The 17,501-nt window shown below is 45.5% G+C and carries 13 protein-coding genes and 1 pseudogene; 3 read left to right on the top strand and 11 right to left on the bottom strand.

The genetic code is table 11. From position 1 onward, the window contains the following. Positions 1 to 64: 64 nt before the first annotated feature. The 3 genes from AC787_RS09670 to AC787_RS09660 form a co-directional block, all read right to left on the bottom strand. Positions 65 to 1,363: an ABC transporter substrate-binding protein gene (locus AC787_RS09670; protein ID WP_054024580.1), complete on the bottom strand. Its 1,299-nt coding sequence runs from the start codon at positions 1,361 to 1,363 to the stop codon at positions 65 to 67. Positions 1,364 to 1,504: 141 nt separating this feature from the next. After that, on the bottom strand, positions 1,505 to 2,329 hold the full coding sequence (locus AC787_RS09665) for an AraC family transcriptional regulator (RefSeq protein WP_054024579.1): 825 nt from the start codon (positions 2,327 to 2,329) through the stop codon (positions 1,505 to 1,507). Between the two features lie 226 nt (positions 2,330 to 2,555). Then, entirely contained in the window at positions 2,556 to 3,638 is a 1,083-nt protein-coding gene (locus tag AC787_RS09660) for a glycoside hydrolase family 172 protein (protein WP_054024578.1), read from the bottom strand. Between the two features lie 267 nt (positions 3,639 to 3,905). Between AC787_RS09660 and AC787_RS09655 the strand changes: the two genes are divergently transcribed. Continuing rightward, positions 3,906 to 4,787 (top strand): AraC family transcriptional regulator, encoded by an 882-nt coding sequence (locus AC787_RS09655; RefSeq protein ID WP_054024577.1) that lies wholly within the window; start codon positions 3,906 to 3,908, stop codon positions 4,785 to 4,787. An 83-nt stretch (positions 4,788 to 4,870) separates the two neighbouring features. On the opposite strand, the gene AC787_RS09650 is transcribed toward AC787_RS09655, so the two are convergent. The 3 genes and pseudogenes from AC787_RS09650 to AC787_RS34745 form a co-directional block, all read right to left on the bottom strand. Further along, positions 4,871 to 6,286 carry a sialate O-acetylesterase gene (locus AC787_RS09650; protein WP_054024576.1) on the bottom strand — a complete coding sequence of 472 codons (1,416 nt, stop codon included), beginning with the start codon at positions 6,284 to 6,286 and terminating at the stop codon, positions 4,871 to 4,873. A gap of 31 nt (positions 6,287 to 6,317) precedes the next feature. Further along, positions 6,318 to 6,998, bottom strand: coding sequence for a vWA domain-containing protein (locus AC787_RS34750; protein ID WP_054027000.1), 681 nt, complete (start codon positions 6,996 to 6,998; stop codon positions 6,318 to 6,320). Between the two features lie 63 nt (positions 6,999 to 7,061). Further along, positions 7,062 to 7,580 (bottom strand): annotated as a pseudogene (locus tag AC787_RS34745) (TerD family protein); the annotation flags it as partial. Between the two features lie 188 nt (positions 7,581 to 7,768). On the opposite strand from AC787_RS34745, the gene AC787_RS09640 reads away from it, so the two are divergent. Continuing rightward, complete coding sequence (locus AC787_RS09640) at positions 7,769 to 8,179, top strand: hypothetical protein (protein WP_054024575.1); 411 nt, start codon at positions 7,769 to 7,771, stop codon at positions 8,177 to 8,179. Positions 8,180 to 8,338: 159 nt separating this feature from the next. Here the strand turns inward: AC787_RS09640 and AC787_RS09635 are convergent, their stop codons facing one another. Beyond that, complete coding sequence (locus AC787_RS09635) at positions 8,339 to 9,148, bottom strand: helix-turn-helix domain-containing protein (RefSeq protein WP_054024574.1); 810 nt, start codon at positions 9,146 to 9,148, stop codon at positions 8,339 to 8,341. A 106-nt stretch (positions 9,149 to 9,254) separates the two neighbouring features. Between AC787_RS09635 and AC787_RS09630 the strand changes: the two genes are divergently transcribed. Next, a complete protein-coding gene (locus tag AC787_RS09630) occupies positions 9,255 to 10,064 on the top strand; it encodes a phytanoyl-CoA dioxygenase family protein (protein WP_054024573.1) in 810 nt (269 codons plus the stop codon). A gap of 156 nt (positions 10,065 to 10,220) precedes the next feature. On the opposite strand, the gene AC787_RS09625 is transcribed toward AC787_RS09630, so the two are convergent. The 4 genes from AC787_RS09625 to AC787_RS09610 all read right to left on the bottom strand — a co-directional run bounded on the left by AC787_RS09625 (position 10,221) and on the right by AC787_RS09610 (position 17,371). Further along, positions 10,221 to 13,913 (bottom strand): Ig-like domain-containing protein, encoded by a 3,693-nt coding sequence (locus AC787_RS09625; RefSeq protein WP_054024572.1) that lies wholly within the window; start codon positions 13,911 to 13,913, stop codon positions 10,221 to 10,223. Positions 13,914 to 13,996: 83 nt separating this feature from the next. After that, entirely contained in the window at positions 13,997 to 15,589 is a 1,593-nt protein-coding gene (locus AC787_RS09620) for an extracellular solute-binding protein (protein WP_054024571.1), read from the bottom strand. Positions 15,590 to 15,614: 25 nt separating this feature from the next. Next, positions 15,615 to 16,511, bottom strand: coding sequence for a carbohydrate ABC transporter permease (locus tag AC787_RS09615; RefSeq protein WP_235560940.1), 897 nt, complete (start codon positions 16,509 to 16,511; stop codon positions 15,615 to 15,617). Between the two features lie 2 nt (positions 16,512 to 16,513). Continuing rightward, positions 16,514 to 17,371, bottom strand: a complete 858-nt coding sequence (locus AC787_RS09610) for an ABC transporter permease (RefSeq protein WP_082360960.1) — start codon at positions 17,369 to 17,371, stop codon at positions 16,514 to 16,516. Between the last annotated feature and the right edge of the window lie 130 nt (positions 17,372 to 17,501).

The raw sequence follows: 17,501 nt of genomic DNA, 5'->3' as shown, positions 1-17,501 counted from the left end.
CTTCACACCTCTTCTACCTCGCTGTTTATGAATCAGTGATTTATGAGTCAGTGCGTCTACTACCTCATTTCACTTCTCTCGCTTCCTCCGTTGCAATCAAGTTTTTGAGCTCTGTTTCTACATTCGCTAAAAATTCATCGGGCGTTATTTTTCCTTTTTGGAAATCAGGCTCAAATTTATCCCAAGCCTTTCCTACCAATGAACGCCACCACGCTTGATTTTGACTAGGTGCTTGCTTGCTGAGATCTGCATATAAGGCGGCAAGGTCCTGATCTCCAAAATATTTGGTCATTGCGCTTTCCTGATGCAGCGCCTCGGATTCAGCAGCACTTGTCAGTGCAGGGAACAAGTTAATAATTTGAAAGCTGCGTACAACATTTTCAGTATCCAAATGGGTATACCGAAGGAAATCGAAAGCGATTTCCTTGTTTTTGCTAAATTTAGATACAGAGAGTCCGGTTCCTCCAAGCACGGTAGTCTGAACCGAGTCTGGTCCACCTAGCGGCATTGGAACAGCAGCCCATTTCCCAGCTAGATCAGGTGCATTTTGCACCAATTGTCCTGCCCACCAATCCGGACCTATCGCAGCCACGTAATTCCCCTTCGTATAACCTTCCCAAAATTGAGGGCCTTCAGGACTCGTCTTACTCATCAATCCTTGATCTTTCCAAGCTTGGATACGATTCATGACCAATTTACCTTTATCGGTATTGAAGCCGATTTCCCCGCTTGCTGTTACAATATCTCCACCCTCTTGGCGAAGCATGCTTTCGAAGGTGCCAAAATCTTTTTCGGAACCGCTCATAATATATTTGTCTTTCCCAATGAGCGGCTTTGAAGCCTCCATAAATTCATCCCATGTCTTCAGCGTCGTCACATCGATACCAGCAGCATCATAAAGATCCTTTCTGTAATACAATGCAGCTACGCATGCTGCAATTTCAATCCCATAGATGTTGCTGTCTACCGTGTACAAATCCATTCGTCCTTGTGGTATCGCAGTTATTAACCCAACTGGATCCAAATAGGAATTCAATGGCTCGAATGGAATGTCACCCTTGATATATCTTGGGAACGCTCCCTGTTCAATATCAATTAAATCAGGAGCATCCTTCCCGCCGGATTGAGCCACAACAGTGTACTTATCGTTCATTGCCGCGTGCTCGAGAAGCTCAATTTTGATTTTGACGTCCGGATGCTCTTCCTCGTATTTAATTTTCATTTCATCGTAAAATTGCTTGTGTGTATCCGCGAATGTCCATAACGTTATTGTCGTTCTGCCGTCGTCTTTGTTAGCACCGCTACATCCAACCAACGCAATGAGAAAACTAAGAATTAATGAAATAACAAACCCCTTTTTCATCTCAATCCCTCCACGTCCTATTTATGGAAGCGCTTTATATTCTTCCTGAATAAAGGTTATCATTGCATCCGTTTTCCAACAATACCACCCGATTGATAGTTTATGAACTGAAATTGATATACCTTTATTCGACAAAAAAGACTAGGCATGGTTCGTATTTTTCACATGCTCCCATGCGGATTTGCGAACATCTGTTGGACTTTGACCCGTTCGTTCCTTCATACATCTTGCAAAATGCACCGCCGTTTTGAAGCCACAGCGCTCCGATATTTCAGATATAGACAATCCGGAGTGCGTCAGTAAATCAATGGCTTGTCTGATTCTGAAATCCCATAAATATTTGATCGGCGTCGTATTTTCATGCTGTCGGAACAATCGAACTAAATGCTCTGGCGTAACATTAACGCAGGCTGCCAAAGCATTTAGCGACCAGTCCTCTGCATAATGTGCGTGAATCTTTTTTTTCGCTTCACTGACGGATGGATGAACCTGATGATTGCCATGATGTCGCAAATGCTCTGAAGCATACAGTTGCAAGGCAGACAATCCCACATATTTAATCAGATGACCATCCAGCGGAGCGAAGGTTTTGAGCTCCAGCATGACGTCCGTAAGCTGATTTAATTCTTTTGAAATGGGCATTTGCAAAGGTAGACCATAGATCGCTTCAAGCTCAAGCGAAGTGAGATCATCAAATCGCACAGCAATCCAACGATGCCAAGAATCGGAATACTTCGCAAATTCAAAAAATTCTTCATGTCCAGGCTTAAGCAATATGACATTCCCGGGCATCAGAGTATGACTACTTCCGTCAATCGTAATATCCACCTGACCGGTATGCAGCAATACAAGCTGAACATCATATTGAAAACGCGGACCGTAATGCCCTCCTGGTGAATACACAATGGTGCCACAATCAGCGAAGACGGTATGTTCGAATGAAAATAAATGGTGATCTGAATACAAGTTCAACATCTCCCTTCTATCAATTCTTTTATTTTGTTTAACGATTTGAATAGGTTATTGCCTCCCATTCCATTTAGAAACATTTATTGAAATGCATAGAAAAAGCCTATCGAATTCTCTTCCTAAAGGGAAGAATAATTTCGATAGGCTATTTTAATAAGAACATTTTTCATTATGCGTAAAATGATAACTTTTGACAACGAACTTACAACATTGGTTTAAACATCTAAATAACTTCAAGTTCTTCTCTGCCCGGAAGCTCTGGATGTGGCTGGTGAGGCTCCGTTTGATACCAGTATGCGACAGATGCGACATCATCTTGAAGCGGCAAATATTTGCCGTGTGAACGCCACCCTAGCGCTTGCACAGTCACACGCAAGTCATCCTCGAATCGAATCGGATCCATCACATGCCAACGGTACATGCCGAACCTTTGATTTGCACGGTAAAGACCATCTGGTTTTATGTGTTGGTGCATACCCATGTATGGCGTAGAGTGGGTAACATACTTCCGATCCATATCCCAGTTCCAAGCACCACCGATATAATCCTCCAGTCCCGTCGAACATATGGTTGGGAAATCGGTATCGCCATCCATATAAAACTTAACCTCGCCTTCACCCCACCAATTGTTGCTATTTACTTGCCATGCAAGATAAGTTCCTACATAATGGCCCTTTCCTTTAATGCCGTCTACTATCGTGTGCACATCTTTATATTTCACCGGGTTGCTGCGTCGCCATTCGGCATGGAAATAAGCCATATCATCTGGAACCTCAGTTAATGTATAGTTCACTTGATAATAGAGTACCGCTGTTTGCGTGCTCACGTTTTCCATCGTAATCTTAGCTTTCTTGCGGAAAGGCATCTCCCAGTAGCTATTAAATCCGTTTGCAGGATTAACGGAAATTGGCAGCGAATTCACTAAACTGCGTTCGCACCAGCCATTGCAGAAGAAGTCGCCTACAGGGACACGTACAGATGGATGCTCTTCATCATCCCAATAAATGTTTAAGATGAGGTGGCGCCAAAATTCAACCGGACAGGTCAGCCAAAAATGCTGAATAACACCTGAACCATCAATTTCTGCCATGGTAAAGGTTGTACTCGGCTCGATCATAACCGATGGAGATATTTTCCATCCTTGACCTAGAGTTCCGGCTGGAGCTGCTCCGGTTCCTTCAGTTGCCATACCGCCCTTTCCTTTGGCACCTGTAAAGTTCTCAGGCGAAATCGAGCGTGTTACTGCATTTGACAGTCTAGCAAGATTTCCTAAACCCATACCAATTCCGTTAAATGAATTTGTCATTTTTAATTTCCTCCTTGTAGTTCCGGCGATTATTTAAAATAGCGTTAATGAATTTTGTATTTGCTTGTCCCATCCTTCGCTTGAATAAGATCAATTGTTGAGCAATATGTTGATTATTTGCTAACGCTTACATATTTTCTTTCAGCGCAATTATATAACGAAAGTGTTTACAGGTATTTAGCAATTGTTATATTTTTTTTATCATTTATGTACTATTATTTAAAATAAATTATCTAAAAATTTCACGCTTGCGAGGAGCTGATCCATTTGTACTTAAGGCAACTTTCTCCATATGTTCGTGTTGCCATGGACCATTGGCTGCAACCGGGAGCTATGATTTTGGAGCGCATGATCTGGGACTATGAAATCTTGTACTTAAAACAAGGGGAGCTTGAGGTAACTATTGAAAACTCCGTCTACCAAGCTGTAGCGGGAGATGTCTTCCTGTTTAAACCAGGGCAGCGACATTCTATTCGTGTTGTTGGTGAGTCCCCCGTTGATCAGCCGCATGTGCACTTTGACATGATAGAAAGACCTGACAGCGAGGACGTCAGCGTTTCATTTAAATTAGACCATGAGATGGATGAAGTGGAAAAAGGATGGTTCCGCGAGGACGTACTTTCTGGAAAAGATTTGTTTCTGCCTAATCAGATACGATTAAGAAATACCCCTCCGTTCGAAGATATTTTGTTTAAGATTATACGTGAATATCAAATGAAAACTCCGTTTTTCGAATATCGGCTCAAAGGTATGATTTTGGAGTTGTTAGTTTGTTTGCTCAGGGACTTCAATTGGCTTCAGCGCGTGGATGAACCGGAGAAAATGGATCTACTAGTGGAAATTCAGCGATATATGAATATTCATGCTAACCGGCAGCTTACATTAGAAGAATTATCGGATCAATTCCATATCAACAAACACTATTTAATTAGTCTGTTTAAAAGTGCATTTTCTATTACTCCCATGCAATATCATCAGCAAATGCGAATAGAACGAGCAAAAAATATGTTGAGCTATTCTCAATTACTCATGCAAGAAATAGCAGATACACTAGGCTATCCCAGCATTCACGCTTTTAGCAGAGCATTCAAAAACAAAGAAGGCTGCAGCCCCTCTTCTTATCGTTCGTCTATATGTAAGTCGGATTAACTTTTTAACTAAATAGGCGGTGCAAGGATTTATCCCTGCACCGCCTCTCTTCTATTGGATCTATCTATTATACGACAATTCCATCACCCTTCAATTTCAGCAACCGCTTCCACATTATAAAAGGACAGCATCGGTAAATAAGTGCCCGTATCCACAAGGAATTGTGATACCGGATTTGTTTGGTAAGCTCCATGGACGTATATCTTTCCGATTGGTTTTCTCGATAATCTAAGCTGTACTTCATTGTTAGAAATAGTATGCCATCCCTCCAGACCTATTGCGCCCGCTTCATCCTCCACTGCGAACAACTCTGCATGCGGATTTACGGCATATAAACTTTCAGTTATATACTGAAACCGAAGTCGAATGGTATGTGAGTCGGACTCGTTATCCGATATGTATAAGGCCTGTTCCAGATTGGGAGGGATCGCCTGATGCTTTAAGCTATAAACTTGCTGGAAGGCAATATTCGCCGCTCTGCTTCCAATCATTAAATTTCCTGCTGGACTATTATGAATATCGTCAGACATCGGACAATCAATCGAAGGGATGACATAAACCGAAGAAATAGTTAATCCCGCTTGTCGCTGAGCTTCACGTACCTTACCCCATTGCCTGTCATGATGCTCCTTATCTCCTTGAATATTTGTGAATCGGTTTAGCTGGACAGAAATGAATGGAAGCTCATTTGAATGCAGGTCATTACGCCAATATTGAACAACCCTTGTAAAACGCTCCAAATAAGTCTCCGCTCCCTCGGGATTACAATCGGAGCTGCCTTGATTCCACAACACACCAGCGGCTTTACCGCCGCAGCTTTGTACGATATCAATCATATTGCGATAGAGGTGACCTTCTTCATCTGGATTCCAAGCGCTCAGAGCCGATCCTCCAAGAGCCGTTTCGATGAAACCAATGGGAAAATCGAGCTCGCTCTGCAACAACTTGCCAAAGTGCAGCCACGGAGAATGTGCTGGATTTACCCATTCCGAATTCACCTCATGAATCGATGCAGTGGAGTCGTTGAACGGATGCGCTGCCAGATCCCATAAGCCGTTATTCCGCAGCAAATGTACCCCTAGAGCAGGACTATCCTCCACCATTCCTCTTCCGTATCCGGCTGCATTACTTTGACCTGCTATGATCCATAAATCTCCCACACCGACATGATGAATCATATCTCCTCGTATAGCACCAGCACCAAGCAGTACATTTCGATCATGCTGCAAGCAAGTTTCGATCCGGTATAAACCGCCAGCCGGAACGCTCAAGCTGACTCGCCAGCCATTCTCGCCCTCCATTTCGCATGCCGTCCAGCTCAATGCATCTCTGCCATTTTTCTCCCAAACCACTCTTGCAAATACCTGAAATGGTCCAATGATAGCTTCGCGGTCCACCTCCCAAGTACCAGACAGCTCAATTTTCCCTATCCCCTTAACTTGCTGAACAATTTCCCAAGCTTTAGGACCGCTCGTTAAAAGAACACCAAATGGTGCCATCCTATTCATCCTTCCTGTACCTTATTTTAGGCTAAATAGGTCTTATAATCCGCTTCTCTTTAGCAGCCTTTAGCCAGCTAGGAAATTCATTTAATAGCTGATCATACAACATTTCATCCGAAACTGCTGAAATATCCTCCAGATGGATGAAGTTCGCATTATCTACGATCCGACCTTCCATTGTATCGAGCTTCTTCAGCACTTCAAAGTCAGAATCACCAATGCCAACGAACTGCCAGAAAATTGGCTGAATCGCAGCGGCTGTAATGACCTTTTTGATCGGTTTAACAACTCCGCCATCGTTAATAAATATAATAAAGACAGGCGTTGCTGCATCTTCTTCCACTGTATATTTCTGTATGACATCCTCCATCACCGGCGGCTCATTGTTACGTCCAAACTTATGAATGGTGTTATTATCCATAATATGACGTTTCACGTATAGGTCAAAATCTTTCTCCGAAACAGAAGGCAATCGGCTAAAGTGTGTATCGTAAACCCATACGTCAAGAGTTCCGTTGTCATCGAATTTGCTCGCAACCGCCAAGATTCGCTCAACAACCTCCTGAACCGTTCCATTTCGATACATGGTTTGCATTGAGCCGGTTACGTCAAGCACGATACCGACTCTAGCTGAAACATTAGTTAATTTTTTCTTTTCCAAAGTAATTTGAACGATCTTTTTCCGCAAATCAATAGATGATAAGGTCATTTCCGCGACTGCAGCAGCAACCTCTGCGTCTTCCTTCTCAATCTCTAGTCCAAAGCTTGTACATAACGCTTCAAGCCCGCCATAAAACCCGCTTCCTATGGCGTTAAACTTCCACTCCCCGTTATATCGATATAATTCGCCAACTACTACAGCCGTTTCCTTCGTAAACTCAGCGCCGTATTCGAAGCGAAACAACTCTTCTCCTGTGCTCCCATCTACTAGCCGAACATACAAACTCGATGTGTCCTGCATAAAATGACCTTGGCGCTCGCCCTCATGTATTGTCACCGTAAAAGCTATCTTCGCCGTTTGCTCGCTTAGCCGGTTCAGGTTTATCGTTATTGCTTCCTTATCTCCATTCTTTACAGTTACAGCATGCGAGATAGAACCATCACGGGCTAACGGATTTCCATAAAATATGAAGTCTTCATCTTTCTCACAGCGATTGCGTTCGGATAATAGAAAAGCTGCAGCATCTATGCTCATTGATGACTCTCTAGTCGTCCAACCAAATTGAATACTAACGGATGTGAGATCGCGTCCTTTTGTAATATCTACCTTTTGACCCTTTGACAATTGCATGAATCCAACTCCATTTCTATATCCCTATTATTCTACATTCTATTATCCACGAAACTACTGCTAAAGTCCCCCTCCAAACTATCCATTTTTCACAAAATGTTCGTTTACAAAAGGACTTATTTATTATAAAATTCTTTATAACGAACATCAAGTTCGCAATTAGAGCGTGGACGGGAGGTGTTGATGTCATGTCCAAATTCAAAAAAGTCTTATCACTTACGTTACTAATAACGATCTGTTTGTATCCAGCTTCTGCATTTGCTGCCTCAAGCAAAGAATCATATGATGATAAGAAAAGCTTGTTATCCAGCATTTTTTCGGTGTTCTCCGTAACGAAAAGCAATAACAACAACGGCAATAATAACAGTAATCACAATAATGATAAGCAAAACAACAACAAGAATAATAATAACAACAATAATCATTCTAACCAACCGGACAAAAACAAGAACGACAAAGATTGGGACAAGAAAGATTGGTTTGATTGGTTCGACAAAGATCATTGGTTCGACGATGATGACTGGTGGGATGACATCTGTTGGTGGGACAAAAATAAGGAAGATTCACATAAAATTTGGGAGCGTTATTATTGTTATTGATTCCAGCTTATCTCGTAACCGTTGGTTAAAACCAGCGGTTATTTTTTATTTATGAGGCTTGCAGGAATGATTTATAGGCGTGTGTTTACTTTGAATTACCTTAAACTCTCCCACCCGCAAATCCTAAGTCATCCCAAGGTATACTTGAACTTCAATCTGTTAAATCGTATAAGCTTTCCGATAAGAAGACGGGTTCATGCCATACGTTTTCTTGAAGCTTTTGCTCAAATGATGCTCATCCGTAAACCCGCACTGCTCCGCTATTTGTGCTAGCGTTAATGAAGAATTGACAAGCATAAGCTTAATCTTATCCATTCTGAGATTGGCGGCGTACGCGCTTGGTGTCGTATGAAATTCATGCTTAAACAGCCTAGTTAATTGCACTTGGCTGATGCCAAGTTCCATCGCGATCACCTTCAAGGAAACACCCGCTTCCGCTTGCTGCTGAAGCATACGTACCGCGCGCTGCATGACCTGGTTCTCGCTATATAAAAGATTTATTTTCCGGTTCAAGCATTCGATCTGATAGACATACATCAAATCCCTTAACAGATGTTTCTTGTATTCCAGCACCAGACTATCCTTCACATAACGAGCTTCGCGAAACAAGGAAAGCGTAGAACTCATTCTTTTGTTGTTCAGCAGAATAAGCTTTCCTATAGGGGGCAATTCGGTGTTGTCCTCCCCGCTAGCGCTAACGGCATTCCGCCACTGGAAACCGATGAGGTGAAATGACAAGCCATCTGTTTTGCGGTAAAAGGTCATATTGGGCGGACAAAGCACCATTTCCCCTTTTACGGCTCTCTCACTCCTCGAATTTCCCATTCTATACTCGAAGCCGCCCTCTTCAACTATGAATAAAGCCCAGTGATCGTAAGTATCCTCCGTCTTCTGAAAATGTGCAGCATCCTTCACGAACACATGGTAAATCAGCTCGGGCTCGCGAAACGAAGGCTGGTTCAATCTCATCATCCCTTTAATGAAATTTTTTACAAGAAAATAGATTGTTCTATACATTATACAACAGAAATTTGTAACATATAATTAAATTAATTACAAGAAGGAGGAGAGGCTAATGCGTATAGCTTCGTTAAATATTCCAGAATTGATGAGCCGTTTTCATGAACAAGGATACTTGGTTTTACCCGATATACTCTCACAGGAAAAGGTATCCCTCCTGAATGCAGCTATCGATGAGGTCCTCGCAGAGGAGGAAGACACGTTTGCTCATAATATCTATAATAGCGTCTCTCGGCACACTGAGATTGCCTCATTGATCGATCACGATGAAATCCTTCCCTTAATCGTTAATTTGCTTGGACATAATATTCAGCTGCATATTTCTCATCTAACAGTGAGAAAACCTAATCCTAATGATATAAAAACTGCTTCCCACAGCTTTATCGATTGGCATCAAGACGGCCCTCATCCAAAGTTTCCGGTTATTGCAGGCTTAACGGCTACTTATTATATAAAAGTCTGTTATATTTTGAGCGATATGACACAGCCGAACCGCGGCAATACAAAGGTTATTCCGGGCAGCCACAAGCAGCCCTATAATCCGAACCATAAAGATGTACGCCAGCAATTAGATGGCGAGGTTCAAGTGTGCGGAAAGCCGGGTGATGTATTTATTTTCGCGCAAAATCTATGGCATGCCGGATCGATCAATCAATCCGAATTTACAAGAAGGCAGCTCTTTCTCGGCTACAGCCCGATCTGGATGCGACCGATTGACTATCATCAAGCAGACGAGCATCTATTGAAGGATGCCGATCCGATCCGCCGTCAGCTGCTTGGACAAATCAGCGATAATAAATTCAAATATTATGTCCCGGAAGAATCGATGGTACCGCTCAAAAAGATGCTTATCGGCAGCGTCTAATATTCGACTTCAAATCGAGTAGGAGGGGGCGGCTAGCCCCCGACCTCTGTCGACATTGGAGTAACAGAGAGCAGAAAGAGAGCAGGCCGCCGTAAAGGCAAACTGCTCATCTCCTTCCTTTCAACGCGTATCGGTTAAGGTCCGTTCTCTGGCGCTTTAGTCAGTTGGCGCCGGGGTCACTGGATTCGGAGTAGCTTCAGGCACCCCCGTCTCTGGCGTTTTACTAGGTTCTGGTTTTACGGTTTCACTAGGTTCTGGAGTTTCACTTGACCCCGGCTCCACAATTTCACCTGGCTCCGGTTCAATGACTGGAGCAGCTGCGACTGTAACGACACAGCTGGCTGTAAATAAACCATCCGTTGTCGTCACCGTTATCGTTGCCGTACCCGCTCCTATAGGCGTTACTTCCCCTGCATTTACTGTCGCAACATTCGGATCGCTTGTTGTCCACGTTACCTCTTTACTCTCTGCATTCTCGGGCATCACCGTTGCAAGAAGTGCAACCGCAGGGTCACCCGCAGTCATTTCAAGTAGACCTCTGTCAAGAGTCACGCCGCTAATGCTTACCGCTCCCGCCCCGCCGATCAACATAGGCTTGAATAGTTTAGACTGCTTATTGGAGCCGATGCCTCCACCCCACTCCAACCAACCTTTGCGTCCGTTGCCATCATTCTCGTTAACTAGCGCGGACAAGCTTAGAATCCCGTCACTCGGAGCGATCGGCGATAATTCCGTCCAAGGCAATGCGAGCCGGTAAATCGTATCCTTGTTTGTTTCATCTCTCGTAATCTGGAGCTGGTGATTTGTAACCGGTCCGGTCAGTACGCCAGACATCGCCATCCACCGATACAATTCCGGTCCGTTTGGCGTCAGCGCCATACCGTATTCGTACCATTCGGCTGCCTCTCCCGGCGTTCCCAAGGAAATAGCGAATTGAATGCTGTCTCCGCTCCAAATCGCGTCACCTGTTTTGGTTTGCGTAAATTGATCATCATGGATCTTAGCCGACAGGTAGATGTGGTCATTATCGTACGTGACCCATAGCTTGCCGCTCAAATCCTCTGGCCCGTTATGCGGCACCACTCTTGAATGGCCTTCCTCAAACAGGTCGATGCCGGGGAGATCGTCGACATCGTCAAGCGGGCCATCCACCTGCACGGTGCGGTTAACGATTGGCGTCATGCTGGCGACAGCGATATTTTGCAAATTGCCTGAAAGAGACAATACGGTGCCATCCTCCAAATAGACGGTAAGCTGGTGAGGGGTTAAGGTTTCCCCTGGCAAAGCCGGTATAGGAAGATCAATCGTGTAATCCGTAAAACCAGGCAGCACCGTATTATAGGTTTTCGAATCGGTTATTCCGCCCACTTGCCAATCGATCTGTGTCAGCCGCCTATCCACTGGTTTCGTATTATCGATTCGAACTCTCAGAAAGTCGCTGCCCTCTTTCAATACATGTTTGGCAGATAGCTCCTCTGATTGCTTGATCACCACCGTATTTTTTAACGCGCCGATTTTTTTGCCGCCAACAACAAGCTCCGCTGTCGCTGTGTAGCTGCCAGGCTCACCTATTCCTTGAAATACGGTAGGATAGGTACCGACCGAGGAAGCCTTTATATTCTGAACTGCTCCTTGCAATTGAATGCGGGCGCTTAGCGGATTCCGAGATGATGCTTTGTATACGGATAACGTTACGCTGACAGGATCACCGGTAAAGTACGGCTCGCTCTTAAGCGTGTATTTGCTGCCTTGAATGACTTTATCGATTTTCCCTTGGATAAATAAAGGCTCGCTAGAAGCGGTAATATAGATTTCCCCATCCTTTGGCATGTAGGTTGCCGTGCGGCCCATCATGTCCGTTACGACAAGCGGTTCTTTTGTTTTCAGAGTCAGATTCGTTTCCGTATCCGTTCCTGACCAAAGCACATGAATGGATTTCTGGTTCTTCTTAAATTTATAGCGATAGATGCCGTTCGTAATCTCCTGACCGATTAAACTTGCGCCAGTCAACTGACGCGCTGCCGTCGCAAACGCCACATAACCCGGTTTTGGCGTATAAGCGCCAAGCGGATCACCGCCATTATGAATAATGCCGAAGTTATGCTCGTTATATTTCTTATCCGTTCCATCGTCCATCAGATCGTACCAGAAAATTTTCTCCACGCCCGCTGCCATGCCAAGTACATAGGTGCGAATCAAATAGGCCGCCTGCGTCTTCTCATCCACCCCACGAGGGTCAAGCTGCGTCGGCCATCCAATCTCCGAGAACCAGATCGGCTTCGTCTGTCCGTTGTTATATGTTTTCACCAGCTGGTTTAACGAGGCTACCTCATTAAGCAATCCTTCCGGCTTGTCGGGGTAACGGTAAGGATGTACGGACAAGGTGTCCATGTAATTTAACCCGCCTAGCTGGAACAAATCCTCCAGCCACTCTTCCGGAATGCCAGCGGTCGCGCCTCCAAGCACATTCAGATCCGGGCGCACCGATTTGGCAGCCTCGTAACCTGCTTTCATTAGATTGAAGTAAACATCCGGCTGTGATGCGGCGGGGCCATTTCCTCCAAAACTAGGCAGGTTGAACTCATTCCACATCTCTCCCCATTTGATTTGGCCGCCGAATCGGTTCAGCACGGACTTTGTATAATTCGCATAGGCAGCGTGGGCTTCTGCGGAATATGGCGTTTGAAAATTATCATAAAATTGATTGGAAAAAGCGAAGGTCATTAGCGGATCGATGCTGTTCTCAAGCAACCCTTCCATATAGAGCGTAAATTTAGGGTTATAGGTGTATATGCCTTTTTTAAGCTCGATCTCAGACCAGAACATCGCATCCCGCACGCTTTTGGCGCCTGCATACTTGACCAAAGGAAGCATCTCGCGGTTCCAGCTATGGGCAAAATGCGTCTGTATGCCAAACGGTGATGCCGTCACCGCCGACAAATCAAACGTTGGCACTGTCGCAAAGGTCGTCTCTGTTGTTTTAAGCAAAACCCCCGCTTGAAAGGCAGATAGCTTTAATCGGTAATAGCCATCTGATTGTACCGGCACCTCAAGCCTGATCTTCCCTCCGGTTACCGGCGCGCTTCCAGATGAACCAGGCTCACCCCAAGCATCATAGGTTTGCCATGTGACGGTGTCCCCGGTCGTTAGAACATCAAAAGTGCCTTTGCTTGCACCCGCAAATACGTTGCCAACCTGCGTTTGAGCGATGGCTAGATCAGGTACGGTAACCTTGATTCTGACATCGTCGAACCAGACCGAGCCGCTCTTAAGGCCTGTGCGCAAGCCCGCCCGTGCCACCTTGATCGTCATCTTCTTAAGCGACGGATGAAAGACTCCGTCATTGGCGCCTCCCCAGTGCATATATTCGCTGCCAGCATTAAAAACATTCACGGTAACCTTCTGCCAAGCCGTTGTCGGCTGAAGCACCAGCCTTTGCGAGTGATTTTGGTTCGTTCCGTCCATTAGAACAAGGTAAATCGATGCGGCATCTGCAGTCTTTACCCAAAAGGATAAGCTTACCGCTTCCGCCGGAACAATTCGTTTCGTCAGATACCGCTCTAGTGCAACGTAAGAACCTCCGCCATTAAAATCCCCAGTCACTTTGGCCGAGGAGAGCCCTGTTTGGAACGCGGACTGATCTCTTGTAAAGCTTCCTTGTGCCCCGGGAAATTCGGCGCCAAGCAGGAAGTCCCATACTTCGTCGGAGTTTTCATAATCGCCTGCTTGCAGCTCTGCAACCACCGCTTCCGCAGCCGCCGCAGGTTCATTTTTCCCAAGTGTACCTGATGCCGTTATGATTAATGCAAAGATGAGGAATAATGAAAAAACTTTTTTCATGGTCATCATTTTCCAACCATCCTTTGCTACTCGGATCGGCGATTAACCCTTCCCGAAAGGGCAATGACCGAATACGGGAAGGGCCTTCCCCTCTACTTCAGATGCTCTTTGTTCACCTCATACCACTCCTGCACCAACTTTTCTACATTTTCACCGCCCAAACGCTTCCACTCCTTGCGAATATCCTCCATTCCGGCCTGCGGCGTAAGCGCGCCTCCTCCAGTTACAATCTTGGCTTCAATTTGCTGCGCAATCGGAGCAAAGGTAGCAATTAGCTGACTAACCTCAGGCAGATCAGGATTATAGGCAATGTCCCGTCTGTATTTATTTTTCATCGCTGTCTCAAGACCCGCTGCTTTAAGCACTGCCTGCTCTTGAGAAATCGGATCCTGAGCCGCCATCACCGCATACCATTCCGGCTTTGGATCCCATTCGTTCAAGATGGCATACTCTCTTGCATAGAAAACTTCTTTCTTGAACTTATCAGCATCGGTCTTCTGCGGAACTTCACCAACGAGCTTATAGTGAACGTCCTTCTCTCCGATTCTGAGCGGCTCCCAGCCTTTCTCCAGCATCCAGTCCAAAAATTTGACGCCTGCTTCGATTTTATCCTCCTTCATATTGGTATTAAAAGCGATATACATATTGGCCGGCACTTCCTGGTAAAGGCCATTTTTACCGTACTTCGAAGCGACTGGCTCCAAAGGCACAACTTTGGCATTCGGCACATTTTTCTTCAAATCAACAAATTCCGCGCCCATCGTCCATGAGCCGAGATAGATACCGGATTTGCCCGTCGTCCAGAGTTGAAGCGAGCGCTGAAAATTTGTATCCGTAATGTATTCCTTATCGATTAATCCTTCGTCAAAAAGCTGCTTTTGCAAAGCAAGCGAATCGGTATACCGATCCAGTATCCGGCCGAACGTGAGCTTGCCATCTTCCAGATACCATTGGTTCTCGTTATTGAAGAAAAGTGCTCTTAAAATCTGTACTCCGTTGTAATTAAAGGTGATCGGAACCGTGTCCGCCGTGCCGTTGCCGTCTGGATCACCCTCTTTGAACTTGCGCGCAACCTCAATTAATTCTTCAACTGTAGTAGGAGCTTTCAAGCCCAGCTTATCTAACCAATCCTGACGAATCATAATGCCATGATTGGCTATCGTTTCTTGTCCACGCGCGCTTGCAATCGCATACATTTTTCCGTTAATCGTGAGGAAGGGTTTTAGTTCCGGATGCTTCGCCAAATAGGCTTTGTACGTTGTGCTGTATTTTTCGATATATTCGTCAATCGGTTGGATCGCGCCCTGCGCAGCGAGCTGGCTAATATAGCTGCGGTCATATTCCCATATCAGATCCGGCGCCGTGCCCGATGCAATCAGCGTATTTAATTTTTGCTGCACCTGCGTGCGCGGTACGGGTACCCATTTGACCTTAGCAGGAGCATTCTCATTGATCCACTTCGTCCAGCGGTTGTTTTCGTAGCTGCCTTCCTCCGTTGCCACTTCGCCCCGATCAAGTATAGATACGCTGATCTCTTTCTTTTGCTCTACCACTGGCGCTGGCGCATCGGTCTCGTTTGGTGCAGCAGAAGGTTTAGTCGGCTCGGATTTCCCCGTGCAGCCTGCCAGCAGTACAAGAATTAAGCTAGCCGACATAATAAAATTGCGGATTTTGTTCATTTTCATCAAATACATCATCCCCTTTTCCTTATTAACCTTTGACCGAACCGATCAAAACGCCTTTTACAAAATGTTTCTGAATGAACGGATATACGCACAGAATCGGCGTGACTGCAATGACGATTGCCGCAGCTTTGATGCCCTCGGGCGTTAACAAGATTTGACCCGCACCCTCGCTTCCCCCGGTATTGTTAAGTAGGCTTGCATCCACTTGATTGATCATCTGGTACAGCTTCACCATCAAGGATTGCGACGTCGTTTTTGTTATATAAAGAAGAACACTGAAATAAGAGTTCCACCAGCCAACAGCATAGAACAGCGACAATGAGGCAATAATCGGTTTGCATAGTGGAAGCATGATCTGCATTAAAACCCGCCAATCTCCAGCTCCGTCCATAGCAGCCGACTCTTCAATTTCCTCCGGCAGCCCTTCCATGAACGTTTTCATCACGAACATGTTATACGTGCTGATCAGCCCTGGCAGCCATAATGCCCAGTATGTGTCCATTAAGCCCAGCGTCTTGACGAGAATGAAGCTCGGAATGATCCCAGAAACGAATAACATCGTGAACGTAACGAACATCAGCAGTCCGCTGCGGCCCACCAGGCGGCGTCTTGAGAGTGGATAGGCGGCCAGTATCGTCATGATCATATTCAAGGCGGTTCCGACAACTGTAATCAAGACCGTATTTCGTAAGCCGATCAGAATTTGTCCGTCATCAAAAAGCCGATCGTAAGCATGCAGGTTGAATTCAATCGGCCACAGCATCACTTCTCCGGCTGTAATTGCCCGGCTGCTGCTAAAGGATGCCGCCACCTCGTACCAAAGCGGGAACAGGGCAATTAAGGACGAGAGGCCAAGAAACGTATAAAGGATGATTTTGCTAATCGAAGACAGCGCGAGGGCTGCGGCAGCATTCCTTTTCACCGTTACCATAACCCCCTTTCGCCGAACTTCCGTATAAGCCCGTTAACGCCCACGACTAGAATAAACCCAATCAAGGACTGGAATAACCCAAGCGCTGTCGTGTAGCTGTAATTCATATTTTGCAAGCCGACACGGTATACGTAGGTGCTGATGACATCCGCTACGTCCAGCACGGATTGGTTTTGAAGCACCAGCGTTTGCTCAAGGCCAACATCCATCATATGCCCCATGCGAAGGATCAATAAGATGGCAATCGTGCTGCGAATGCCGGGAAGCGTAATATGCCAAATTTGCCGCAGCTTGTTTGCCCCGTCGATTTTGGCTGCTTCATAAAGCTGGGGATCAATCGAAGCCATCGCTGCTAAATAGAGAATCGTCCCCCAGCCCGCTTCGCGCCAAATACCGGATACTGTATAAACGACAGGCCACCAAGACGAATCCGCCATAAAATAAACGGGCTCGATGCCAAATTGTTTTAGAATCAGATTCACGACGCCTGTACTCGGCGATAGGATCGCGATAACGATTCCGCCCAGCACAACCCAAGAGATGAAGTGAGGCAGATACAACAGGTTCTGAACCGTTCTTTTGTACCATTCTCTGCGCACCTCGTTTAGCAGCAGGGCAAGCAGGATAGGTACCGGAAAACCGAAAACTAGACTATAGATGTTCAACAGCAGCGTATTTCTAAGAATTCTCCAAAAATCCAAGCTTGCGAACAGCATTTGAAAATGATGAAACCCAGCCCACTCGCTTCCCCATATTCCATCAATAAACCGGTAATTTTTGAATGCGATAATCTCGCCCGCCATCGGTGCGTATTTAAAGATTACATAAAACAAGATGACAGGCAGAAGCATCAAATATAAGTGACGATCCCGTTTAAGCCGTATCCAAATCGTCCTCCCCCCCTTTATGTTCCGTCTACAATTCGATCGTACACAAAGCGCGGGAAGCTGAATATAGACATGTTCTGTGCCTGGTGTCTTT

Source organism: Bacillus sp. FJAT-28004, assembly GCF_001280845.1.
Taxonomy (GTDB): Bacteria; Bacillota; Bacilli; order Paenibacillales; family Paenibacillaceae; genus Pristimantibacillus.
The sequence above is the reverse complement of the archived record's forward strand: the minus strand, read 5'-3'. Positions and strand labels throughout refer to the sequence as shown.